Source organism: Acinetobacter sp. 778_lipA (genome assembly GCF_058242985.1).
Map to the genome: position 1 here is coordinate 2,328,527 of NZ_JBZAYT010000001.1, position 23,273 is coordinate 2,351,799.

The 23,273-nt window shown below is 36.9% G+C and carries 19 protein-coding genes and 2 pseudogenes; 15 read left to right on the top strand and 6 right to left on the bottom strand.

All coding sequences use genetic code 11. From position 1 onward, the window contains the following. Positions 1 to 10: 10 nt before the first annotated feature. The gene (gene pepN / locus AC4CUY_RS11060) at positions 11 to 2,620 is read right to left on the bottom strand and encodes an aminopeptidase N (RefSeq protein WP_419360023.1); all 2,610 of its coding nucleotides are present in this window, start codon (positions 2,618 to 2,620) and stop codon (positions 11 to 13) included. A 291-nt stretch (positions 2,621 to 2,911) separates the two neighbouring features. Between pepN and AC4CUY_RS11065 the strand changes: the two genes are divergently transcribed. The 4 genes from AC4CUY_RS11065 (at position 2,912) to dsbG (ending at position 7,105) form a co-directional block, all read left to right on the top strand. Next, entirely contained in the window at positions 2,912 to 3,355 is a 444-nt protein-coding gene (locus AC4CUY_RS11065; RefSeq protein ID WP_336950904.1) for a hypothetical protein, read from the top strand. A 68-nt stretch (positions 3,356 to 3,423) separates the two neighbouring features. Then, positions 3,424 to 5,457: a protein-disulfide reductase DsbD gene (dsbD, locus tag AC4CUY_RS11070; protein WP_490774121.1), complete on the top strand. Its 2,034-nt coding sequence runs from the start codon at positions 3,424 to 3,426 to the stop codon at positions 5,455 to 5,457. Between the two features lie 10 nt (positions 5,458 to 5,467). Then, complete coding sequence (locus AC4CUY_RS11075) at positions 5,468 to 6,298, top strand: prolipoprotein diacylglyceryl transferase family protein (protein ID WP_490774122.1); 831 nt, start codon at positions 5,468 to 5,470, stop codon at positions 6,296 to 6,298. 57 nt (positions 6,299 to 6,355) lie between these two features. After that, positions 6,356 to 7,105, top strand: a complete 750-nt coding sequence (dsbG, locus tag AC4CUY_RS11080; RefSeq protein ID WP_490774123.1) for a thiol:disulfide interchange protein DsbG — start codon at positions 6,356 to 6,358, stop codon at positions 7,103 to 7,105. A 137-nt stretch (positions 7,106 to 7,242) separates the two neighbouring features. Here dsbG and hpaR read toward each other — a convergent pair. The 3 genes and pseudogenes from hpaR to AC4CUY_RS11095 form a co-directional block, all read right to left on the bottom strand. Continuing rightward, positions 7,243 to 7,674, bottom strand: a pseudogene (hpaR, locus tag AC4CUY_RS11085) (homoprotocatechuate degradation operon regulator HpaR). Positions 7,675 to 8,356: 682 nt separating this feature from the next. Beyond that, on the bottom strand, positions 8,357 to 8,737 hold the full coding sequence (locus AC4CUY_RS11090) for a hypothetical protein (RefSeq protein ID WP_490774124.1): 381 nt from the start codon (positions 8,735 to 8,737) through the stop codon (positions 8,357 to 8,359). A gap of 17 nt (positions 8,738 to 8,754) precedes the next feature. Beyond that, the gene (locus tag AC4CUY_RS11095) at positions 8,755 to 9,093 is read right to left on the bottom strand and encodes an immunity protein Imm33 domain-containing protein (RefSeq protein ID WP_336950899.1); all 339 of its coding nucleotides are present in this window, start codon (positions 9,091 to 9,093) and stop codon (positions 8,755 to 8,757) included. A 239-nt stretch (positions 9,094 to 9,332) separates the two neighbouring features. Here AC4CUY_RS11095 and AC4CUY_RS11100 point away from each other — a divergent pair, with 239 nt between their 5' ends. Together AC4CUY_RS11100 and AC4CUY_RS11105 are read left to right on the top strand one after the other, a co-directional pair. Next, on the top strand, positions 9,333 to 9,770 hold the full coding sequence (locus AC4CUY_RS11100) for a LexA family protein (protein WP_490774125.1): 438 nt from the start codon (positions 9,333 to 9,335) through the stop codon (positions 9,768 to 9,770). Positions 9,771 to 9,875: 105 nt separating this feature from the next. Next, positions 9,876 to 11,078: a winged helix-turn-helix domain-containing protein gene (locus tag AC4CUY_RS11105; protein ID WP_490774126.1), complete on the top strand. Its 1,203-nt coding sequence runs from the start codon at positions 9,876 to 9,878 to the stop codon at positions 11,076 to 11,078. Positions 11,079 to 11,553: 475 nt separating this feature from the next. On the opposite strand, the gene AC4CUY_RS11110 is transcribed toward AC4CUY_RS11105, so the two are convergent. After that, positions 11,554 to 11,736 (bottom strand): hypothetical protein, encoded by a 183-nt coding sequence (locus tag AC4CUY_RS11110; RefSeq protein ID WP_336950896.1) that lies wholly within the window; start codon positions 11,734 to 11,736, stop codon positions 11,554 to 11,556. Between the two features lie 347 nt (positions 11,737 to 12,083). On the opposite strand from AC4CUY_RS11110, the gene AC4CUY_RS11115 reads away from it, so the two are divergent. From AC4CUY_RS11115 to accC, 4 genes are all read left to right on the top strand, one after another. Next, the gene (locus AC4CUY_RS11115; RefSeq protein WP_490774127.1) at positions 12,084 to 13,400 is read left to right on the top strand and encodes a Y-family DNA polymerase; all 1,317 of its coding nucleotides are present in this window, start codon (positions 12,084 to 12,086) and stop codon (positions 13,398 to 13,400) included. Positions 13,401 to 13,635: 235 nt separating this feature from the next. Next, entirely contained in the window at positions 13,636 to 14,091 is a 456-nt protein-coding gene (gene aroQ / locus AC4CUY_RS11120) for a type II 3-dehydroquinate dehydratase (RefSeq protein WP_336950894.1), read from the top strand. 17 nt (positions 14,092 to 14,108) lie between these two features. Then, positions 14,109 to 14,528 carry an acetyl-CoA carboxylase biotin carboxyl carrier protein gene (locus tag AC4CUY_RS11125; RefSeq protein ID WP_336950893.1) on the top strand — a complete coding sequence of 140 codons (420 nt, stop codon included), beginning with the start codon at positions 14,109 to 14,111 and terminating at the stop codon, positions 14,526 to 14,528. Positions 14,529 to 14,544: 16 nt separating this feature from the next. Next, positions 14,545 to 15,909, top strand: coding sequence for an acetyl-CoA carboxylase biotin carboxylase subunit (gene accC / locus AC4CUY_RS11130; RefSeq protein ID WP_336950892.1), 1,365 nt, complete (start codon positions 14,545 to 14,547; stop codon positions 15,907 to 15,909). A gap of 114 nt (positions 15,910 to 16,023) precedes the next feature. Here accC and AC4CUY_RS11135 read toward each other — a convergent pair whose 3' ends face one another. After that, a complete protein-coding gene (locus AC4CUY_RS11135; RefSeq protein ID WP_336950891.1) occupies positions 16,024 to 16,512 on the bottom strand; it encodes a hypothetical protein in 489 nt (162 codons plus the stop codon). Positions 16,513 to 16,766: 254 nt separating this feature from the next. Here AC4CUY_RS11135 and AC4CUY_RS11140 point away from each other — a divergent pair, with 254 nt between their 5' ends. The 5 genes and pseudogenes from AC4CUY_RS11140 (at position 16,767) to AC4CUY_RS11160 (ending at position 23,254) form a co-directional block, all read left to right on the top strand. Then, positions 16,767 to 18,242, top strand: a complete 1,476-nt coding sequence (locus AC4CUY_RS11140) for a GGDEF domain-containing protein (RefSeq protein WP_336950890.1) — start codon at positions 16,767 to 16,769, stop codon at positions 18,240 to 18,242. A 22-nt stretch (positions 18,243 to 18,264) separates the two neighbouring features. Continuing rightward, positions 18,265 to 19,755: pseudogene (locus tag AC4CUY_RS11145) on the top strand (amidase). A gap of 786 nt (positions 19,756 to 20,541) precedes the next feature. Next, a complete protein-coding gene (locus AC4CUY_RS11150) occupies positions 20,542 to 21,420 on the top strand; it encodes a sulfite exporter TauE/SafE family protein (RefSeq protein ID WP_336950886.1) in 879 nt (292 codons plus the stop codon). 143 nt (positions 21,421 to 21,563) lie between these two features. Further along, on the top strand, positions 21,564 to 22,655 hold the full coding sequence (locus AC4CUY_RS11155; protein WP_004719768.1) for a 3-deoxy-7-phosphoheptulonate synthase: 1,092 nt from the start codon (positions 21,564 to 21,566) through the stop codon (positions 22,653 to 22,655). Positions 22,656 to 22,729: 74 nt separating this feature from the next. Beyond that, entirely contained in the window at positions 22,730 to 23,254 is a 525-nt protein-coding gene (locus AC4CUY_RS11160) for a protein tyrosine phosphatase family protein (RefSeq protein ID WP_419327363.1), read from the top strand. The last annotated feature ends 19 nt before the right edge of the window (positions 23,255 to 23,273 follow it).

Here is a 23,273-nt window from a genome sequence, read left to right on the forward strand (position 1 = left end):
TTATAAGCCATTAAACACTTAACATACTATTTAAGGTTTCACTGACATTTTTTGATTTCACTTGAGATTTTAATCCATCAAGTGCGGCTTTTACTTCACTTCGTTGTGGCTCAGCTAATGTATACCAGCGGGTGAGGACTTGAAGTAAACGAGACCCAACAATTGGATTTTTCTCATCCAAATACTTCGCCAAATCGACAAAATGCTGAACACCAAAACTCCATGCATTGACAGGATTGGCATTTAAACCACCACTTACTGAACGAATACGGTTAGGTGTACCTAAATCATAATCAGCATGTGAAGTTAAATACTGAATCGTTTCAGCGGTTGCTTTCGGATGCGCTGCTTGAATCATAAACCATTGATCTAATGACAATGCTTCATCCTTAAAGCGCTTATAGAAGTCCTCTAAGGCTGCTTTTGCTTGTGGAGCATCATTCCATACCAATACTTTAAGTGCGCCAAGTCGCTCAGACATATTCACAGAATTTTCATACTGTGCATAAGCCAAATCAAATACTGCGGTATCCCCCTGACGTGCCATAAAACTCAACATAATATTTTTCAGAGCACGAACACCCATTGCTTGTGAAAATTCATTTTGTGAATCTGGATCAAGTGATAAATATGTTTCTTTAACAAAGTCATCCAGTACTTTTGCCAATTGATTCAACAAAGCTTCACGTGCTTCATTTACAATCAAAGGATTATAATCTTGGTCGATACGACTACCCAAATAACCTTCACTTGGTACATCAAATAAGCGTGATGCCAAGAGTGGATCTTTTTCAATTACACTTGGTAAGGTCTGTTTAATTGCCTCTACATAAATTTGAGCATCATGACCATTAAGCAAAATACGCTCAAGTAAAGTCTGTGTTGCTTGCCACTGATTAAAACCATTGGTTTCATATTGTAGCAAGAAGGCAAGTTCTTCATCTGAATAATTAAATTCAAGATTTACCGGTGCTGAGAAATTCCGTAATAAAGATGCTACAGGCTTTTCGGTCACGCCTGTAAATTCAATGGTCGCTTCTGTTTGATCAAACAAATACACCCCATCTTTTATCCCATTTTCAAATAAAGCCTCAGAATGTAAGGTGTACTGCTCACCTGTTTCTGCATTAAACAATGCTAAAGCCACAGGAATAGGTACAGCTTTTAAATTTGGATATTTAGGATGGGTTTTTAAACTTTGTTTAAAACTCAAACGATAAGTGTGAGCACTCTCATCATATTCACCTTTCGCTTCAAGCTTTGGCGTTCCTGGTTGGTTATACCAGATTAAAAATGCAGATAAATCGACACCTGAACCCGCAGTTAAAGCAGCAACCCAATCTTCAACAGTGACAGCTTGGCCATCATGACGTTGAAAATATTCATCGGTTCCCTTACGGAATTTTTCCTTGCCCAATAAGGTTGACATCATGCGGTTAATTTCCGCACCTTTCTCATACACTGTCGCAGTATAGAAATTGTTGATTTCGACAAAATGATCTGGACGTGGCGGATGCGATAATGGGCCTGCATCTTCTGGGAATTGATGCGCTTTAAGAACCGCAACATCGTCAATACGTTGTACTGCTGCTGATTGTAGATCTTCTGAAAAAGACTGATCACGGAAAACCGTTAAGCCTTCTTTTAAACACAATTGGAACCAATCACGGCAAGTAATACGGTTACCTGTCCAGTTATGGAAATATTCATGAGCAATCACAGACTGTACACGCATGATTGCTGCATCAGTGGTATATTCTTCATCAGCAAGCACACATGATGTATTGAAAATATTTAAGCCTTTATTTTCCATTGCGCCCATATTGAACTGACTGGTTGCCACAATCATATAATTGTCTAGATCATATGCACGTCCATAGTGTTCTTCATCCCAACGCATAGAATGCTTTAACGCTTCCATCGCAATATGACATTTTGGGATATCTTTTTCTTCTGCATAAATTTCTAATGCCACATCACGACCTTCTGTAGTGGTATAACGGTCTTTTAAAACCGCTAAATCACCAATTACGCAGGCAAATAAATAAGCTGGTTTTTTGGTTGGATCTTCCCAAATGGTATAGTGGCGCTCATCACCAGTTTTACCAGCTTCAATCAAGTTCCCATTTGCCAAAAGCACAGGGTATTTGTTATCGGCTTCTACACGAGTGGTGAACACGGATAAGACATCTGGGCGATCAGGGTAGAAAGTGATTTTACGGAAACCTTCTGGCTCATTTTGAGTGACAAATAGATCACTCCCCGCAAGATATAATCCTTCGAGTTGTGTATTGGTTTCAGGATGAATGACTACAGATGTTTCAACGATGGATTCATCTGGCGCATTGGCAATCACCAACTGCTCAGAATCAAGCCTATATTCACTTTCAGTCAGTTTTTTACCATTAATAGAAATTGATTTAAGTTCAAGATCGCGTCCAAGCAATACCATATCTCCAGCTGCTTGACGTTTCATGACTAATTTGCTGTTTACGTTGGTATGGTCATCATAAACTTGGATATCGAGATTGATTGAATCTACAACATATGAAGGTTTTTGATAATCTTTTAAATATATAGTTTGATCTGCTTCAACTACTGGGTTTGCCGCGATATTCATATGATGTCCTAATCCTATTGTTGAGCTTCGACTTGTTATCGTGAGCTTGATCATCAATCAAATTTCACAAAGTGTCTGTTCTGTACTGTTGATTAATTTCTATATGGGTCTAGTTGAAATTAATTTCAATTGTTAGAATGCAAAAAACGTGCGAGATGGCCTATCTTTATACAACAATTTATCCTGTAAATCAGAAATGATGCTTATGAAAATTAATGCAATAAAAAGCAAACAAGATTTTTTAACATTTTTAGATAAACTCAAACAAGATCGTCTTGAAGATATTCAAGAATGGGAAAATATATGAAATCGCTTAGGCTATTTACAACGGTAATGTGTCTTCTCCCTTTGTCTGTTTATGCAAAGCAAACTGCCCCATATTTTTGCTTTAAGGAAAGTCAAAACAATAATATTCTGCTTATTTCTGAGGAAGAATTTCCAAAAGTCAAAACAGTAAAATATTATCCTTATATGAAAAAAATCTCGCTAAAATTTACTCACTATGATGCTGTTGATACAGCACAAGGTAGACCGAGTGAATTTCACAATTTCTATAAAGAAATAATCAATCAGAAAGAAACAGGAACTTATGAAATCGTTTATCAAGGTGCTGTGCTTTACAATGTCAATTACACCAGTAAAAAAACTAAGAAAATGACTCAATTCGACAGACTCTATCATGACGATGAACAAATTTTTCAAAAACTTAAGCAAAATGGAGTTGAATGTTTTTAACGATATTTTTACAAAGAAAAACTTAGAATTATGCCTTCTTTATCTGAAATTATGGATAATGGCTTTAAATGAAATCAAGATATGGAATTATGAAGTTGCGAACATTGCTCAGTGTATGTTGTTTTACTTTGTTGAGTCTAAGTACAATCAGCCACGCCAATCCTGAGTTTCTCCCACCAGATCAAGCTTTTCAATTCTCTGCCGAATCAATTTCAGAAAATAAAGCACAATTGAAATGGACAGTTGCACCTCACTATTACCTCTATCATGATCAGTTTAAAGTAACAATTAACAATAAAGCTGTACCTTTAAGTCTTCCCAAAGGTCATATCAAAGATGATCCAACTTTTGGGAAAACTGAAGTTCATTATGAAAATGTGACAACACAAATTCAGGTTAAACCTAATTCACAATATTTAGTGATGTATCAAGGTTGTTCTGCAGATGGCTTATGTTATCCATTACAAAGAAAAACCATTGCAACTGATGCAGATGGCTTATTACCGCAAAGTAATACATCTTCAAAACGCCTTTTCAATAACAATCCTACTAGCTCATTACTCAATCAGTCTGATACCGCAGTCGCAGCTCAAGATACAAAAATCAAAGAAAATGCTGAGACTAAAGTAAATTCAACTGTTGGAAAAACAGATTTAGACAAAGTATTGGATGAACAAACCACTGAGCTGGGACAAAAAACTACTAATGAAGCAGACAACACTGTAAATCCAAACAATTTCAACGCTTCTGCTGCAAGCGGTAATGTCATTACAGATACAGAAAATTCTACTGGTTTACACAGTAATATTGACACTAAAAACACTACATCGTCATTACAATGGAATGATGATCAATCATTCTTTAAGCTATTATCTAAAGACTCTCTGTTTTTAAACTTATTGGTATTCTTTGGTTTAGGTATTTTATTGGCTTTTTTGCCCTGCTCGCTTCCGCTTATTCCTATTCTCTCAGGGATCATCATTCAACGTGCTAAAGGTTATAAAGCTGTTGTGATTGCCTTATGCTTTGTGATCAGTATGGCTGTAGTTTACGCGATTATGGGTGTTGTGGTGGCTGAAATTGGTTATAGCTTTCAGCGTTGGTTCCAAAGCCCTTGGATTGTTTCGTTGTTTGCAGTTTTATTTGTTGTTCTGGCTTTAAATTTATTTGGTTTATATCAATTAAACTTACCACAATTTATTACCAATAAATTAAGTCATCTGCAAAATAATCAAAAAGCTGGGACAGTACTCGGTGCTGTGGTTATGGGTGCATTATCAGCGCTCATTGTTGGCCCATGTATGAGTGCCCCGCTTGCTGGCGCATTATTATTTGTTTCACAAACTCAAAGTGCTGTATTAGGTGGCTTGTACTTATTTATTCTAGGTCTAGGTATCGGTTTACCTTTATTTATTGCCAGTGTATTTGGTTCTAAATTATTACCAAAACCAGGTAAATGGATGGATCGGATTAAAGTCAGTTTCGGCTTTATTATGTTGATGGTTGCATTGTATTTCATTCGTCCAATGCTTCCTTCGACTGTGTACGCTGCAATTTTTGCCATGCTATGTATCGCATTGTCAATCTATCTCTTTTTTGCTCTACGCGACAGTGAAAAAATAGTCAATAAAGTTATTCTAGCCATCATCGCAATAGCCAGTTTAGTTGCTGGTTTTTGGAATATTCAACAAAGTTATTCTGCTTATCAAATTCAACATAGCCAAGCAGAACATTTAGTTTGGAATAAAGTGACCACCGCTGAACAATTAGAACTGGCATTGGTCAATGCAAAACAGCAAGACAAACCAATCATTATTGATGTCTATGCAGACTGGTGTGTGGCGTGTCAACCAATTGAAAAAGAAGTATTCCCGCGTACAGATGTACAAGATGCATTGAAAAACTTCACGCTCATCCAATTAGACTTAACGCAATACAACGCCTCACAAGATATTATTTTAAAACAACGTGAAATTTTAGGTCCACCCACCATGTTGTTTTTAAATAGTAATGCGCAAGAAATCCGTGAATTGCGCTTTACTGGAACCTTCTCAGCACCACAACTTATTCAACAAACTGAAAAAATACACACAGGACGTTAAACAAACTTCCATGATCACTGCACAGGCAATTCATTTAGGACCGATTATGTTGCCATGGGGATTAACCATCCTCATGCTTGCGATACTGATGAGTGTGGTGATTGGAAAGTTTTGCTTTCAATATTTTGCTGTATCAAATTTACAATGGTCTGCGTTTAAAGACTCGATTTGGTCTGCATTCTTGGTTGGCCTGCTATCTGCACGACTTGGGTTTGTCTTACTTAACTTAGATGTTTATTTAGAGCATCCAGTTGAAATATGGAAGATTCAAGATAAAGGTTTTCATCTTTATGTGGGAATTGCTTGTGCTGGCCTGTGGATGATTTGGAAAAACAGATCTCTGAAGAAAAGCTTTATTGCACTATTTTTTGCGGCTTTTGCCCTGTTTTTCATTTCAGGTCAATATTTCTATCAACAAGTACAATTGCAATACCAACAATTTCCTCAAGTCAATTTAGTGAGTCTTCAACAAGAGCATGTTGAGCTGACTCAATTCCTCGGCAAACCCACAGTAATTAATCTTTGGGCCAGTTGGTGTCCGCCATGCAGACGTGAAATGTCAGTGTTGAATGATGCGCAACAACGATATCCCAATGTGCAATTTGTCTTTATTAATCAAAATGAAGATGCCAAAGCAGTGCAAACGTATTTGCAACAACACAAACTTAATTTGCATTGGGTTCTACTAGACTTTGACGGTGTAACGGCACATAAAATGGGAATGTTTGGCTTACCCAGCACCTTATTTTTTAATGCACAAGGCAAATTAATCGATACACATATGGGGGAACTTACCCATGCTGCGCTTCACCAAAAAGTTCAAAGGATAGTTTCAGAATAATGTATTTCATTGGTATTGATTGAAGAAATATTGCTTTTAACTTAAGGAGTCATATTGATGATTGATTTAAAAACACTCGGTATTTATTCGCTTGGTTTGTTGTTAAGTGGCTCTTTGTTTGCTGCTGATGCAAATTTCCTTAAAAATAAATTGGAAAAAGAAGGTTATAACTTTGTTAAGCAAATAAGTGCACCCGAAGGTTTAGAGGGTTGGACAGGTTATAAAGATGAATATCCATCTACGATATTTATTTCAAAAGATCAAAAGCACTATATCGTTGGTGATCTATTTAATGCTTCAGGTAAAAACTTAACTGAAGAAGCAATTAATACCCATGTTAAAGGTGCAGTATTAGATGAAATTTGGAAGAGCCTCGAAAAATCGACTTGGATTCAAGACGGCGATAGCAATGCTCCTAAAGTGGTTTATGTATTTAACGACCCAAACTGCCCCTACTGTCATACCTTTTGGCAACAAGCGCGTCCTTTTGTAGATTCAGGAAAAGTTCAATTACGACATATTATGGTTGGGGTAATTCGTCCAAGCAGTAAAGGACAAGCCGCAACGATTTTAAATCACGCCAATCCTGCCGAAATTTTCAAACAATACAATTTAAGCAACGGTAAGAATAAATTGGTGGAAATGAAAAGTATTCCTAATGCATTATCTGAAAAGTTAGATGTAAATACCAAACTGATGGATAAATACGGCTTTTACGCTACCCCAGCAATGGTATGGAAAGATGCAAAAGGTGAAATTCAAAGCCAGCAAGGTGCACCGAAAGACATTAAAAAGTTATTTGATTAAGCAATGATAAAAATGAGTGATTAAAACCCACTCATTTTTGATTAAAGTGTTTTGCATATTTAAAATGAATTGAGTGACATGCAGTTTTATTTTAATCCCTAAACCATTGTTTTACTTGCGATCTGATAATTTAAAATTTATCGTGGTTTTATTTTCGAAAGATCATTTAACAATCCCATAAGTTGTTGGATATTCTCTGTACCATATTGCATTTGAATATCTATATAAATTTCTTCCATTTTATTCGCTTGCGTTTCAAAGTATTGTTTACCCTCTTCACTAAGCCGAATCAAACTCACCCGTTGATCATGGAGATTTTGCATTTCTTAATCAAGTTTCGATCAAGCATACGACTTAAGATTCCCGTTAAACTGGGCTTTGAAATACACACCAAATCAGCCAAATGGTTATTTTCAAGCTCATCATATTGATAAATTACAGCAATCACCCGCCATTTCTGCTCAGTTAAAATCCATTTCATTTAATACTGATCTAAAATGAGTCATTGTTGCTTCTCGGGCTTGTAACAATGCTAAAGTAAACGATGGCGATAAACGGATAGATTTCATAAAAACCCTTTAAATAAAAAATTAACAGATAGATTAATCACTTGATTAATTAAAGAATTTATTCAATACATATCAGCAACGACATCACACTTTTACTGATAAATTTATACATATAAACCCATATTTTCTTTACTAGAAAGTGATAAAAAAAATATATACGGATCAGGATAACAGTCTCACAGTAACAACATCTGCTCAAAAATGAAAACATTGCCCCTTAGATAAAATAAAAAATCAATAAAATCAAAAATTAAATTTACTTACATCATTCTAATATTTAAGAAAATTTTTAGCTTTGCTTAGAGTAATTAAACCTATTTGGCTTTATGCGCAATCTTGATTGCTCTTCTATTTTTTAAAATTCTGCTGAAAAGTGAACTCTTGTTTCCTTTTGAATTGAGTTGTCATATTTCTTTTAATTGGCTTGCAATCTTTTACGATCTTAGTGTGAATTCAAAGCCAGAACAAAACACACGCATTAAAAAACTCGCAATTAAGCGAGTTTAGGGTGCATCAGTCATATGATTGATGCTTAAAGCCAAACAAAATACAGACCAGGGAAAATCAAATCTTGTATTGCTTTAATGCGTCTATTATTGATCATTTAAAAAAAAACAACTTATCATTTTCAGCCAATTAAATATCATTTTTTGACTAAAATAAGGCTTAAATGACATTTTGCTTATTTCTTAATCGAACAAAATAGCTCAAGCGTCATTCCTGACTGCTCAATACTTTGCTTTTGTCGATCTAAATAATTGTTGGCAATCATTAACATCATATTGGCCGTATCGAGCTCTAAATTTTCTTTCGAAATTCTAGCAATCATTTGATAAGCATCTAAGCGCGAACAAAATGCTTTATGCTGTTCAGCTGCAGTGATCGTGCTCTGATCTTCATCCAATATATGTTTGGTTACATTGACTTGATCAGTATAGGTTTGAATACGCTGATCATATTGTTCTTGAGTGAGTTTTTGCGTGGATTGCTCAGCAAAACTTGGGGTACTGAATACACTACTCAGAACAATACTGCAGAGGGTCAAAATAAATCTATAGCTCATGCTTGAGCAAACCTTTTTTATAAAATATCTGCTTTCCATACATCTTCGTATTCATCAGCATCTATCATAAATCTAAAGCCTTCTTCTAAAGCAAGGTAAGGAATCGCATCAGGAAAAACCTCTTCAAGCTCTTTTACACTGATCACATCAAAAAAATCTTCACCCTCTTCCAACTCACCACCATAAATAAACCATGACACGTTTTCAGCATCTGGCTGTTTACGTAAACCCACGATCGGTTCTTTATTTAATGTTTGCTTAGCGATAGCCACGAGATCCGTTTCATTGACTTTGATATAGCGAGAGTCAAATTCTTCACACACTAATTTCTGTTCTTCTACAAAATCTTGCAACATGTACATTTCCGAGCGATTGGATTTTGTCAAATTGTAAGCTGACAGTTTGACAATCACAATCAATTCACCAAAAGAATCTTGCATCAAGCATTTATTTTGTTAAACTTGATTATGTTACATTATCAAGTTGAATCGTGATGAAGCCAAATTTAAATTCTCCATCGAAATTAAGTGATAGCACTGTAAGGGAAAAATTTAAATCAATGAATCCCCTCATCTCTGTTATCGAGTCTATTTCAATGCAAGATCTACTTACAATTGAATTTCGTAGCAACATTCGCATTCCTTATCCTTTAGAAACTGTTGCAGCAGGCTTTCCATCACCCGCCCAAGACTATACTGAAAAGAAAATTGATTTAAATGAACACTTAATTCATAACCCTATTGCAACCTTTATATTAAAAGTTAACTCCTTATCAATGAAAAATGCAGGTATTGAAATTGGAGATGAAATCTTAATTGATCGTAGTCTAGAGGCTGAACATGGCGATATTGTTTTGGCATTAATCAACAATGAATTTACAGTCAAACGCTTTATGCAAGTTAAAGTATCTACAGGAATTTATGATATTTGGCTCAAAGCAGAAAACCCTGATTTTCCAGATATTCACCCACACAGTGAAGAACAAATTATGATTTGGGGCGTAGTTACTTATATTCTTAAAAAATTAAAATGATCATTAAAAGTGACAGCACTGGTTTATGCTAATCATCTTAAAGTTTCATTTGCGATACTCTTGTAAGCCAATACTCACTAAAAATAGGTTAAAAAAATAATTGTTATGATTGAATCATTAAGACGCCTAGCACTCTCTCATCAGGGTCTAATTTCACCTACTTCGTTCGGTACAGGGTTATCTGGAACACGCCATGCCATTGAACATCTTGGCTATGTCCAGATTGATACAATTTCAGTAGTAGAACGTGCCCACCATCATATTTTATGGAACCGTGTTCCGGATTATCAACAAAGCCATTTAAATCAACTGATCAAACAACAACATATTTTTGAATATTGGTTTCATGCAGCATCTTATTTACCGATGCAGGATTATCGCTATGCACTTCCTCATATGACATCGATTAGAAATGGAGAGCATCGTTATTTTAAGCACGGTGATCAAGCTTTTATGAATGAGATTCTGGCTCGGGCGAAAGCTGAAGGCAGTATTCGATTACGTAACATTGAACAAGGCAATAAGCAAAATTCGGGGGGCTGGTGGAACTCAAGTTTAGCGCGTCGTTCTATTGAACAATTGTTTATGCAAGGCGATTTGATGATTTCTGAACGTAATGGTATGGAAAAAGTCTATCAACTGACTGAATATTGTATTCCAAGTCAGCTTGATCTGAGTGTTCCTACATTAGAGGAATATGCCCACTACTTGTTCAATACCACGCTTCGTGCACATGGCGTGTTTACATGGAAGCAATTGTTGCATTTAAAAGTTGGACAAAAGATCCGTAAGGCAATGCGTGACATTGTCAATGAAAAATTAGATGCGGGTGTAATCACCACTTTAGCTCAATTAGGCAGTAGGGACAAAGATAGTCAAAATCTTTATATCCCAACCGATGCCTTAGAACGGATCCCGACTATTGAGTTGAAAGTCAAACTTCTCTCTCCTTTTGACAATCTGGTGATACATCGTGAACGTCTAAATACCCTGTTTAAATTTGATTATCGATTGGAATGTTATGTGACGCCACCTAAACGTATATTTGGTTATTTTTGTCTACCTATTTTATATGGGGATCAAATTGTGGGACGTATAGATTGCAAAGCACATCGGGCAAAAAATCAATTTGAAGTCATCAGCCTACATTTTGAACCCTATCATCTTAATCATACTATTGCGGATCCAGCGCATTTTTTTAGCACACTAAACACTGAAATACACTATTTTGCCCAATTTAATCAATGTATAAATATAAATGAAGGTCTTCATAAAATTCTTGATCATAGCAAGAAACAATTCAAGTGATAGGTAACGTAAGCTTAAAATCAAAATGCTTTAAAAGCATAATAAAGTCAAACCACTTAATTATTCATACAATTGATTTGCATCAAGTCATTGATCATCAATAAAGCTTATGTTTTTGTATGAAGTTTTTTGGTTATGAATAAGTTTTTGTATTATTGAATTCTAGAGGATTATCCTGCCGTGGAGCGACATAAATATCGCCTATCGTTGTAAGGTGGGAATGCGATGGTACAGGACGTTCCCTTGCACAACATAAGCAAAACAAAGCACGGCTTTGTTTGCAGTGCAAGGTTTATTATCTTTTGGAGGCATCGCCTACGCAAATTAAATTTAAACTTCCCCCTCTAATATGTAGCTGTATATATTCTTGTGTATGCGTTTTTTACAGGTTAACTCTATCTAAATCTAAAATGACAAAACACCTAAGTTGAGGCGTTTTGTCATTAAAAGCTACGATTGAGTTTAGTTCAAAGCCCTATTTTTGCTGAGGCTTGTGTTGGTTTTGCTGATTTTGTTGAGCTTGTTGGTTGGATTGTTGCTTTTGCTGGTTTTGTTGATTTGATTGTTGATCTTGCTGACTGTGTTGCTTCTGCTGTTGATTAGATTGATTGGGCTGACCTTGTTGGTCGTTCTGCTGATTCTGTTGTTGATTAGCCATTTTCATATCCATCCTTTTCAATATTGGGATATGCCGTACAAATCTACGACAACTGTTAATTTAGCCCTTTCAGTTTTCTATACAAGGATTGAGATGTTTCATTTTTCGACATTGTAAGCTGCAATTTAAGATATACCTTTTAAAAGAATCACTTCTCTATTCAGCATTTTTACCTAAATTACTTAAACCACTACGAAGCTCAACAGTGCTTATTAAGTTTTGTATCTCGCCAATCCCTTTATTGAAATCATCCCGTCCAAATGATGAATAAATCCACATTTGATTTGAATTTATTTTAAACATCTTTTAATATTTAACTTGAATTTGTAACTTTTTCAAAATATCTCATGAGTGAACAAATTTTTGCTTTGATCGACATTAACAATTGTTATGTCAGTTGCGAACGCGTATTTAACCCCAGTTTAAATAACAAACCAGTTGTCGTATTAAGCAATAATGATGGTTGTGTCGTTTCACGAAGCAACGAAGCCAAGGCGTTAAATATAGATATGGCTATCCCTTGGCATGAAGTTGAACAACAAGCCCAAAAAGCCGGAGTACTCGCCTTTTCAAGTAACTATGCTTTATATGGTGATTTTTCAGATCGTTTTTTTAAAATTTTAAAGATTTTTTTTAAAGATGAGGATTTGGAAGCCTACTCTATTGATGAGTGTTTTATCAATCTCAGTTCCTATCAAGACTTATTCGTTCTACAGGATTACTGTAGAAAACTCATCGAAACCATCCAAAAATGGCTTGGTCTACCCTGTTGTATTGGTATTGGCTATAGTAAAACCCAAGCAAAGCTTGCCAATAGTTTTGCCAAGAAACGGCGCGGCTTTGATAGTGTCTGTGACCTGACTGGTTTAGATTTGTGCAGTTTTGAAAGTTTACTACTTGAAACCAGTGTCGCTGAGGTCTGGTGTGTTGGACGTAAAACCAGCAAACGGTTACAAGCTTATAATATTTATAATTGCTATGACTTAACTTTTGCCAATGAACATTACCTTGCACGCGAGTTTTCAGTGGTCATTGGACGCACCATTCGTGAGCTAAAAGGTCAATCCTGTATTGCTTTGGACGATGCAGACATTCCCTCAAAACGTATCCTTTCGTCACGCAGTTTTGCATCTGCTCTAAATAATGTTGAGATTATTAAACAAGCCATTATTTTCCATGTCAATCGTGCACATCAACGACTAAGCAAGCAACGCCAACTGTGTGCAGTTGTGCATGTTTCCTTATATGAAAAAGTTGCTCAAGCACCCTATAAAAAGGCACAAAGTAGTGTCATTGGCTTGATGTATGCAACAGACGATTTGATGATTTTAACCAAGTCAGCATTACAGCAAATTGATGTTTTATTTAAAGAAAATTTAAAGTATGTAAAAGTCGCCGTCATGTTCTCAGCACTGCATAGCAAAAGCCAGCACATCAATGACTTATGGCATCCTGTAGACTTTATTCAGCAACGTGATCAACTGATGGATACACTCTCCAGTATGAAACAACGCTTTGGCTCAGACTGTATTCAAGTAGGTTATCATTCCGACAAAGAAACATGGAAAATGCGTCAGCAAAATCGTTCTCCAAGCTATACAACGCGTTGTAGTGACATCTTATGTATTGATGATAGCCATATGGCTGTTACACAAATCAAATGAATAGTTTTGGTCACTCAGTTTAAAATGAAGTCTCTGTAAAACATCTGCTAAAAATGTCATATTTTAACATTGCCATTTACAGACAAAATTAACATTATATAGCCCATACAAGGCACTGCGTTTCCGCGACGATTCAAAGAAAATATAAAGTATTTGTGGAAAAATATGCCATAATATGCAAACTTTGCAGACATCTTGCAATTTTTTTTGCGACTTTTGAATTGGAGCACTCTCAATGAGTTCGACCATTTTGGTCATTCACGGACCAAACTTAAACTTGCTAGGAAAGCGCGAACCTGAGGTCTATGGTCACCTCACATTGGATGACATTAACCAACAACTGAGTCTCCAAGCACGACAAGCTAATATGAGTTTAGATACTTTTCAAAGCAACTGGGAAGGAGCTGTGGTCGATCGTATTCACCAAGCACAACAAGACGGCATAAAATTTATCATTATTAATCCTGCCGCGCTGACCCATACCTCAGTTGCTGTACGTGATGCTCTACTTGGCGTTGCGATTCCATTTATTGAGGTACACCTTTCTAATGTTCATGCACGTGAAGCATTTAGACATCATTCTTATTTATCAGATAAAGCTGTTGGCGTCATTTGTGGTTTAGGTGCCAAAGGCTATTCTTTTGCACTTGATTTCGCCATCGAAAAACTTAAATCTTCAACCCAATCATAATTTAGGAATACGAACCCATGGATATTCGCAAAATTAAAAAGCTCATCGATTTGATGATCGAATCTGATCTTCAAGCAATTGAAGTGAAAGAAGGCGATCAATCGATTGCTTTAACTCGCCGTAATCCTGTGGTTGCTGCTGGTGTAGCACCTATTGCCCTTCCAACCGCTGAAGCGCCTGTAGTTAAAGCTGCCTCTCGTGGTGCAGTAGAAACGTCTCCAATGGTTGGTGTGTTCTATTCAGCACCAAGTCCGGGTGAAGCACCATTTGTGAATATTGGTCAGACTGTTTCTGCGGGTGAAACTTTAGGTATCATCGAAGCAATGAAAATTATGAACCCTATTGAAGCAACTCAAAGTGGTGTAGTTGAAGAAATTTTAGTAAAAAATGGTGATGTAATCCAGTTCGGTCAACCTTTATTTCGCTACCGCGCGTAATACCTCGGGGGTTGATATGTTGCAAAAAGTTTTAATTGCAAACCGAGGTGAAATTGCATTACGCATCACTCGTGCTTGTAAAACTTTGGGAATCAAAACTGTCGGAATCTACTCAGATGCTGATAAAGATTTGATGCATTTACGCTTTTGTGATGAAGCCGTATGTATAGGTCCTGGCGCAAGTAGTGAAAGCTATTTAAATATTCCAGCCATTATTACCGCAGCAGAAATTACAGGCGCAGATGCCATCCATCCGGGTTATGGTTTCTTATCTGAAAATGCTGAATTTGCAGAAATTGTAGAAAACTCAGGATTTATTTTCATTGGACCTCGTCCCGAACACATTCGTCTGATGGGAAATAAAGTTTCCGCAATTACGGCGATGCGTAAAGCAGGTGTTCCAACAGTTCCTGGTTCTGCTCATGCGGTCACACCAAACAATGCATTGGCTGAAGCCAAAGAAATTGGTTTCCCATTGATTGTAAAAGCTGCTTCAGGCGGTGGTGGGCGTGGGATGCGTATTGTTGAGCGTGTTGATACATTACTTGAATCTGTTCAAGCTGCACAACGTGATGCTGAAATGTGGTTCGGGGATGATACGGTTTATATGGAGCGTTTCCTACAAAAACCACGTCATGTTGAAGTACAAGTTTTAGCCGATGGTAATGGCCAAGCGATTCATTTATATGACCGTGACTGCTCTTTACAGCGTCGCCATCAAAAAGTGCTTGAAGAAGCACCTGCACCAGGTTTACCAGAAGAAGCGCGTGCACATATTCTTGAAGCTTGTGTCAATGCATGTAAGTTGATGCAATACCGTGGTGCTGGTACTTTTGAGTTCTTATTTGAAGATGGTGAGTTCTTCTTTATCGAGATGAATACTCGTGTTCAAGTTGAGCATCCGGTGACTGAACAAGTGACTGGTGTTGATATTATTGAACAGCAATTACGTATCGCTGCAGGTCTAGGTTTAAATCTTCAACAAGAAGACATTAAAATCGAAGGTCATGCGATTGAATGCCGTATCAATGCAGAAGATCCGTCAACCTTCTTACCATCACCAGGTAAAATTGAATCATTCTATGCGCCAGGCGGTGCGGGTATCCGTTTAGATTCTCATATCTATCAAGGCTATAGCATTCCTCCGTATTATGACTCAATGATCGCAAAGTTGATTTCTTATGGTAAAGATCGTGAAACCGCGATTGCCCGTATGAAGCAAGCCTTGGATGAGATGATCTTAACTGGAATTAAAACCAATATTCCATTACATAAAGATCTGATTCTTGAAGATAAAAACTTCTGTTCACAAGCAATGGATATTCACTACCTTGAAAAACACTTATTAAAACAAGTTCAAGGACATGAAAAAGAAGCTTAATATACATTCTCTAATCCCGTAAAAACCCAATAAAAAACCTCTGTAAAATCAGAGGTTTTTCATTTTAAAGCAAATGCTTCATTACTTAGACAAGCATTGATGCTTTAAATCGACTTAAGGCAAGACTCTGCGTAAAGTAGCAAAGCACTGATCCCCTTTGTCAGAAATACAAAAATTCAAGGTGTTCTTATTAATCCACTTCACAAAATATTGGGTAACTTCACCAGACTGATCTTCTTTACGTCCTGAACAATCTGTTTCATTATTTTCATAGCGAATTTGCATGATTAATGCAGGTGGCTTTTCCAACGTATTATCCGGTGAAGGTTGATAATCAAACAGACCAGTTGACCACTCTTTGGCACTATTCACCACCACTTCATTGGAACCACGGAAATTATAATATTCTGTACATTTCTTATTTTCTGGAATTTCCATACCCCATAAGCCTAAAATTTCAGGGCGAGTATTTATACGAATTGTGCTTGTGGTATTGGTTGCAGCCACAGTCGTAGGATTGGTTGCTTGAGGTTGAACTGTTTCAGCTCTCACAAAAGGTGAAAGGCTAAGCAATAAAGAAATTATAAGTGCTGTTTTTTTCATACCAAGTCTGTATGTAATATTTCATCAGACATAAATTAGCATAGATTTAGAATAAAACATGTAAAATTAACCATATATGAACAATCTTTCTTGTGTAATCTATGCAAAAAACATTTTTGTGACGAGCCCGAATTAAGGTAACTAAAACTATTGATTTATCGATACAAATAGATATGATTACTGATTAATACCTTAGCAGAGCCAGATAAAATATTGGCTTAGAGATTAATCCCTCTTTAGAATAGGTTAGTAAATTGCCTCGAGCTCTCGCATATTTAAGTCAAGTGCTTAAAGACAACATCTCTGCATTTTTTATTATTGCAATGATTATTTTTGTCTGTGCATTGGCTGGAATATTGGGTAGACCCTTATCTTTTCTTGCCATTTTTTGGCCCGCAAATGCTGTTTTACTTGGGCTCTTTTTAAGGTTTCATCGCTTAAAAAATATAGGTGGATGGATTGGTGCATTTATCGCATTTATGCTTGCAGATCTGCTTACTGGCAATTCATTTTTAATCACCTTCTTTCTGACTTTAGCCAATCTAACTCACGCCGTGGTCACATTAGGCCTGATTCGTTTTTTTAAACTAGATTATAAACAATATAATAAAGGTCTAACATTTTTATACTTATTTGCAATCAGTGCCTTTGGCGGTTGTTTAGCCTCGCCAATCGTCGCAAGTTTAACTGTCCCTTATTTACCAAACACCTTTATGATTATGGATAGAATCTGGGTCGATTTTGGTATGTGGTGGACGGGTGAAATCCTCAATGTTATTGCCTTTTTACCGATTATATTGGCAATCCCAGATAAAAAAGCCATTCAAAACCATATCCAACAATTTAAACAACAGCCTTTTCAATACGAAAAATTTCTTCCGCTATTGGGCGTGATTTTCTCCGTCATTCTGACTCATTTTTTTCTGGGTCCAGGTGCAATCATGTTCCCAATTGCAGCGCTAGTCTGGGCTGCACTAAGCTATAATTTATTTTTTGTCTCTATCATTAACTGTATAGTGTGTATGCTGCTCTATAATGCATTGACTGCATATTATATTGCTCAGTCACCCGATGCCTATTTGGGCACCACACTGTCTGTACGCATCGGTTTAATGATGCTGGCTTTGGGGCCTTTAACCCTCGCTATTATCAGTTTAAATCGACAAAAGCTTTATCACCAAATCTTATACTTAGCCAATCATGATGGCCTCACCACCACACTAAATCGTCGTTATTTCTATGAAGAAAGTGAACGCACCATTGCTGAGGATGTTGAAAAACAACAAGCACACAGCGTCACAATTTTAGTTTTAGATTTAGATCATTTTAAAAAAATTAATGATCAATATGGCCATGTGATCGGCGATTATGTTTTGCAAGAGTTTACCCATCAAGTCAAAGCACAAATTCGCACGAATGATCTATTTGGTCGCTTAGGTGGCGAAGAGTTTGCTATATTATTAAAAGATCTATCTTTAGATCAAAGTATTGCCATTGCACAAAGAATTTGTAATAGCGTTTTCAATACCCCGATTCATTTAGATGATCAACGTAGCTTAAATATCAGCGTCAGTATTGGCTTAAGTTATCAGACTTTACCCTATTGCATACCTTTTCAACAGCTGATAAAACGAGCTGATGATGCTTTGTATTTAGCCAAGGAAAAAGGTAGAAATCAGCTTTGTTTAGAAAAAACCATCGAACAAAACCAAAACATATTTGCCCAATAACTCAAAACAGCAAGGGAAAGCTATGAAGTTTTCAGAATATATTCAATATGATGGTATCGGTTTAGCACAACTTGTAAAAAACAAGGAAGTACAAGCACATGAATTATTAGAAATCGCAATTCAACGTGCTGAACAAGTTAATCCTAAAATTAATGCGATCGTTATTCCGATTTATGAACATGCATTAAAAAACACCCAAAATTATGCGACTGGTCCCTTTTCAGGTGTACCATTTTTACTCAAAGATCTACATCAAGAATATGCAGGTGTCGCAACTTCATTTGGTTCCAAATCGTTTAAAAATGCGCAATATATTGCTAAAGAAAATTCAGAAATCGTCAATCGCTGGGTGAAATCTGGGGTAGTCACTTTCGGATTAACCAATTCGCCTGAATTTGGCATTAAAGGTATCACTGAACCTTAAGCTTGGGGCAGTTGCAAAAATCCATGGAATTTAAAACACAATAGTGGCGGCTCTTCTGGAGGTTCCGCTTCTGGGGTTGCAGCAGGTATCGTACCGATTGCGGGTGCAAGTGATGGAGGTGGCTCTATCCGAATCCCAGCTTCATATTGTGGCCTATTTGGCTTAAAGCCAAGTCGTGGACGTACGCCTTGGGGACCTGAAATCAGTGAAGCAATGCATGGTGCTGCGATGCAACATGTTTTGTGCAAATCAGTCCGTGATAGTGCAGCCATGTTAGATGCCACTCAAGGCTCAGATCGCACTGCTCTTTTCAACATCCAAAGCCCGACTGAACGCTACTTAGACATCATTGAAAAAGCTCCAAAGCGTCTGCGAATTGGTTTTTCCACTGTTTCCCCAATTGGAACCAAAGTTTCAAAAGATGCAGTTCAAGCTATCCAAAAGACTAGCAAACTTTTAGAATCTTTAGGACATATTGTTGAAGAGGCAACGCCTCAAATTGACGGTATGTCTCTTGCCAAAGACTTTATTACCACATGGTTTAGTCAATGCGCTTATACGGTCAATCAAGTCAAACAGAAATTTGGTGCAACAGATCAAGATTTTGAATTAGATACACTGGCAATTGCCGCATTTGGGGCCAAGGCTTCTGCTGTGGACTATATTAACAACCTCAATAACTGGGGTGTTTATGTTGCAAAAATGAACCATTTCTTTGAGCATTATGACTTATTTTTGATCCCGTCTACAGCCTCAGTAGCACCGAAAAATGGTGAGGTAAAAACACCATCTTGGCAGGTTCCGATTTTAAAAGCCTTGCTCAAAGTTGATCAAGCCCACTTACTGGCAAAAGGTAAGTTAGTTGAGCAAATGATTAAAAATAATTTGCAGTGGGTTCCATTTACTCAATTGGCCAATATCACGGGCTTACCAGCCATGTCAGTACCTTTATATTGGAATAAAGATAATCTACCTTTAGGTTCACAATTTATTGCCCCTTTTGGACGTGAGGATGTGTTATTACAACTGGCGGCACAATTAGAGCAGGCGCAACCTTGGGCATCTAAATATCAAAGCATTCTATTATAAATTTTATCTGCTTGAATATTCCCATTAAACATCGAGTACTGATGTGAATATTTATTTCAGAATAAGGCTTATTTTAGAGCTGATTATTAGATTTTGAGTTACTAAAAAATGAGCATTCAATACTCAGTCATATTTTGAACTAGTATGCAATGAGTTGCTTTTATATTGATGAATTATACATGATCGGGCTATTGCGTGGCGACGGCTCTCGCCCATTGAGCGTGGGAATGCGGGGGTTACAGGACGTACCCTTCGCACAACATGAGCAAAAACAAAGTATAGCTTTGTTTGCAGTGCGAGGTTTGGCATCCCTTGCCAAAAGTGAGGCATCGACTACGTGAACCTATTTAAGCGCCAATAGTAAAGTAGGGCATTGTAAGCTTTTCAATCATAAATATTCATTTCCATAGAGAAGTATAAGTTCCAAGTTATAAAGTTTACTTTTGTAAGATAAATCATATAATTCGTATATTTATTAGGTTTCTTTCACAAGTCTTTTTAAAAGCATAAATCGATGTAAAAGCACCCTCATCCTAGCCTTCCTCCCAAAGGAAGGAAGAAGTTTCATACTAATATGATTTAATTCAAATGATCATCTTCAAGCTACAAAAGAGACCTAATCAAAATTTAGAATAATAATCAATTAGATAGATATAAAAACCTGCATTACGCTAAAGTTAAAAGACTTTAGCATTTTTTTGCATAAGCAAATCAACAATCAAGACAACCACTTATACAAAAAAGTCATAAGATATGCCTGTTTTTTGATATCTGGCAATATAAGTCATGTTTGGTCCTGTTGAGTTTATTCTAGCTGGCGTTTTAGTCGGCTTCTGTGTAGGTATTACTGGTGTAGGCGGTGGTTCACTTATGACCCCCATCTTGATTAGTTTATTTCGAATAGAACCACACATCGCAATCGGAACAGACCTACTTTATGCAGCTATTTCTAAATTTTGTGGCTCAATGGTTCACGCTAAAAAACTGAATATCGTTTGGCCGATTGTTCTCTGGTTAGCTTTAGGCAGTGTCCCTGCTTCATTTATCACCCATTGGGTTTTAGACAATTATCTCAGCAGTTCAACGCACTACAAAGCCATTTTAACCATGGTGTTAGGCTTTATGCTGACCATAACAGGCTTGTCTATCGTGTTCCGTTCTAGAATTGAAAAATTCTTTGCCAAATTTCGTGCAGAAAAGCAAGATTTTCATGAAGCCAATAATTTCAACATTGAAGGAAAACGCACTTATGTGGTGATTATGGGGATTGTACTGGGTGTGTTTGTGACCCTTTCTTCTGTAGGTGCTGGCGCATTTGGTATCATGGCACTGATCCTCATGTTTCCAAATTTACCCATGATTCGTATCATTGGTTCTGATGTTGTACATGCTGTTTTATTAACCTCTGTTGCTGGATTTGCACATATGACATCTGGCAATGTAGATTTTCATCTGCTTGGATGGTTGTTGGTGGGCTCAATTCCTGCAATTGTGGTGGGAACCTTAATCAGTTCTAAAATGCCAGAAAAAATGATTCGCAAGGTTTTGGGGATCACCCTATTTGCATTGGGTATTAACTTTATCTTAAACCCAGTTAAATCCAAACCTGTAGAAAAACCACAGGTTGCAATGGTGACGCCATCCGTCCAACAACCACAGGTTTAAAATTAAGCTTTTATTAATAACTAATAGTTATGAATTGACCGCAAAGTTTTAATGATTTATTTATGACAAAACTTCGGCCAATTCGTGTTATATTCTGACCACTAAAAATACTTTCTGTATGTTTCTAATACCCAGTGACGGCAATGAATACATTAAATTCAAATCCAATTACTCAATCAGATATTGATGACGTGAATGTCCAAAGCATTCAAACGCTGGTAACCCCAGCGGAACTTAAAGCTGAATTACCATTAAATGAAAATGCCTACCAAACTGTACTTCATGGTCGGGAAACTGTTCGTAATATTTTAGATGGTAAAGATAAACGTCTATTTGTTGTGATTGGCCCTTGTTCTATTCATGACCCTGTTGCAGCACATGATTATGCAAATCGTTTAAAAGTATTAAGTGAAAAAGTAAAAGATACTTTATATATCATCATGCGTGTTTATTTTGAAAAACCTCGTACCACCGTTGGCTGGAAAGGTTTGATCAATGATCCAGATATGAATGATTCTTTTAATATTGAAAAAGGTCTACGTTTAGGGCGCAAACTATTGCTTGAGTTAAACGATAAAGGCTTACCTTGTGCAACTGAAGCGCTTGACCCAAACTCACCACAATATTACCAAGATCTTATTTCATGGTCTGCAATTGGTGCACGTACAACGGAAAGCCAAACACATCGCGAAATGTCTTCTGGTCTTTCGTCACCTGTAGGCTTTAAAAATGGTACAGATGGTGGTTTAACCGTTGCAACCAATGCTATGCAGTCTGTTAAACATGGTCATAGTTTCTTGGGTTTAAATAACGAAGGCCAAGTTTCAGTGATTCGTACTAGTGGTAACCCTTATGCACACGTTGTATTACGTGGCGGTAATGGTAAGCCGAACTATGATGCGGGTTCTGTTGCTGAAGCGGAAAATGCATTAGCAAAAGCCAAAGTCAGCAATAAAATCATGATTGATACCAGTCATGCCAACTCAAATAAAGATCCGTATTTACAACCGCTTGTGTTGAAAAATATCACCGAACAGATTTTAGATGGCAACAAATCTATTGTCGGCATTATGGTTGAAAGCCATATCAAAGGTGGGCGCCAAGATATTCCTGAAAATCTGGCTGATTTAGAATATGGTAAATCTGTGACTGATGGCTGTATCGATTGGGAAACCACTGAAAAAGCACTTCTGGAAATGGATGCAGCTTTAAAAGAAATTTTACCAAATCGTTAATTAATATAAAAACGCCATCTACATAGATGGCGTTTTTGTTTATGATGTTATTAAACATTTTCTGTAAGAATGCTATGAACGAACTTGAACAAGAACTCTGTCAAATCGCAAACTTCCAGTTTGTCCACGAACATTTACTGACTTCAGGTCAGCCGAGTGCTGAACAACTGAAACAGATTAAAGAATACGGCGTAGATACAATCATCAATTTGGCATTTACAGATGCCAGCTTACACCTTGAACATGAAGATAAAATCTGTGCTGAGTTTGGACTCAACTACATTCAAATTCCAATCCATTGGGATACACCAGCAGATGATCAATGCTTATTTGTGTTAGATTTGATCGCGCATTTGGTACAGGAAAAAATCGTTTGGGTACATTGTGCGAAGAATATGCAGGTGAGTTGTTTGATGTATTTATATCGCCAATATTATATGGATATAGATATGCCAGCCGCACAAGAGTTGATGCATCAAATTTGGGAACCCAATGAAACTTGGACTGGTTTAATACATGCTGTTGCCTTACAACTACAAGGGCGTAAAGCCACTGAAGATTTACAACACTCTTTGATGAATGCGGATCAGTTTTCTTAAACCAGCCTAACAACATTTC

What these genes read in the sequence shown, in the direction of transcription:
- AC4CUY_RS11095 (WP_336950899.1), bottom strand. Translation starts at nt 9,093, where the DNA reads ATGTTGCAAGATTTTGTAGAAGAACAGAAATTAGTGTGTGAAGAATTT.
- AC4CUY_RS11115 (WP_490774127.1), top strand. Translation starts at nt 12,084, where the DNA reads ATGAGTGAACAAATTTTTGCTTTGATCGACATTAACAATTGTTATGTC.
- AC4CUY_RS11090 (WP_490774124.1), bottom strand. Translation starts at nt 8,737, where the DNA reads ATGAGCTATAGATTTATTTTGACCCTCTGCAGTATTGTTCTGAGTAGT.
- AC4CUY_RS11160 (WP_419327363.1), top strand. Translation starts at nt 22,730, where the DNA reads ATGAACGAACTTGAACAAGAACTCTGTCAAATCGCAAACTTCCAGTTT.
- pepN (WP_419360023.1), bottom strand. Translation starts at nt 2,620, where the DNA reads ATGAATATCGCGGCAAACCCAGTAGTTGAAGCAGATCAAACTATATAT.
- accC (WP_336950892.1), top strand. Translation starts at nt 14,545, where the DNA reads ATGTTGCAAAAAGTTTTAATTGCAAACCGAGGTGAAATTGCATTACGC.
- AC4CUY_RS11105 (WP_490774126.1), top strand. Translation starts at nt 9,876, where the DNA reads ATGATTGAATCATTAAGACGCCTAGCACTCTCTCATCAGGGTCTAATT.
- AC4CUY_RS11100 (WP_490774125.1), top strand. Translation starts at nt 9,333, where the DNA reads ATGCAAGATCTACTTACAATTGAATTTCGTAGCAACATTCGCATTCCT.
- AC4CUY_RS11110 (WP_336950896.1), bottom strand. Translation starts at nt 11,736, where the DNA reads ATGGCTAATCAACAACAGAATCAGCAGAACGACCAACAAGGTCAGCCC.
- AC4CUY_RS11075 (WP_490774122.1), top strand. Translation starts at nt 5,468, where the DNA reads ATGATCACTGCACAGGCAATTCATTTAGGACCGATTATGTTGCCATGG.
- AC4CUY_RS11065 (WP_336950904.1), top strand. Translation starts at nt 2,912, where the DNA reads ATGGGAAAATATATGAAATCGCTTAGGCTATTTACAACGGTAATGTGT.
- dsbG (WP_490774123.1), top strand. Translation starts at nt 6,356, where the DNA reads ATGATTGATTTAAAAACACTCGGTATTTATTCGCTTGGTTTGTTGTTA.
- AC4CUY_RS11125 (WP_336950893.1), top strand. Translation starts at nt 14,109, where the DNA reads ATGGATATTCGCAAAATTAAAAAGCTCATCGATTTGATGATCGAATCT.
- AC4CUY_RS11135 (WP_336950891.1), bottom strand. Translation starts at nt 16,512, where the DNA reads ATGAAAAAAACAGCACTTATAATTTCTTTATTGCTTAGCCTTTCACCT.
- AC4CUY_RS11155 (WP_004719768.1), top strand. Translation starts at nt 21,564, where the DNA reads ATGAATACATTAAATTCAAATCCAATTACTCAATCAGATATTGATGAC.
- aroQ (WP_336950894.1), top strand. Translation starts at nt 13,636, where the DNA reads ATGAGTTCGACCATTTTGGTCATTCACGGACCAAACTTAAACTTGCTA.
- AC4CUY_RS11150 (WP_336950886.1), top strand. Translation starts at nt 20,542, where the DNA reads ATGTTTGGTCCTGTTGAGTTTATTCTAGCTGGCGTTTTAGTCGGCTTC.
- dsbD (WP_490774121.1), top strand. Translation starts at nt 3,424, where the DNA reads ATGAAATCAAGATATGGAATTATGAAGTTGCGAACATTGCTCAGTGTA.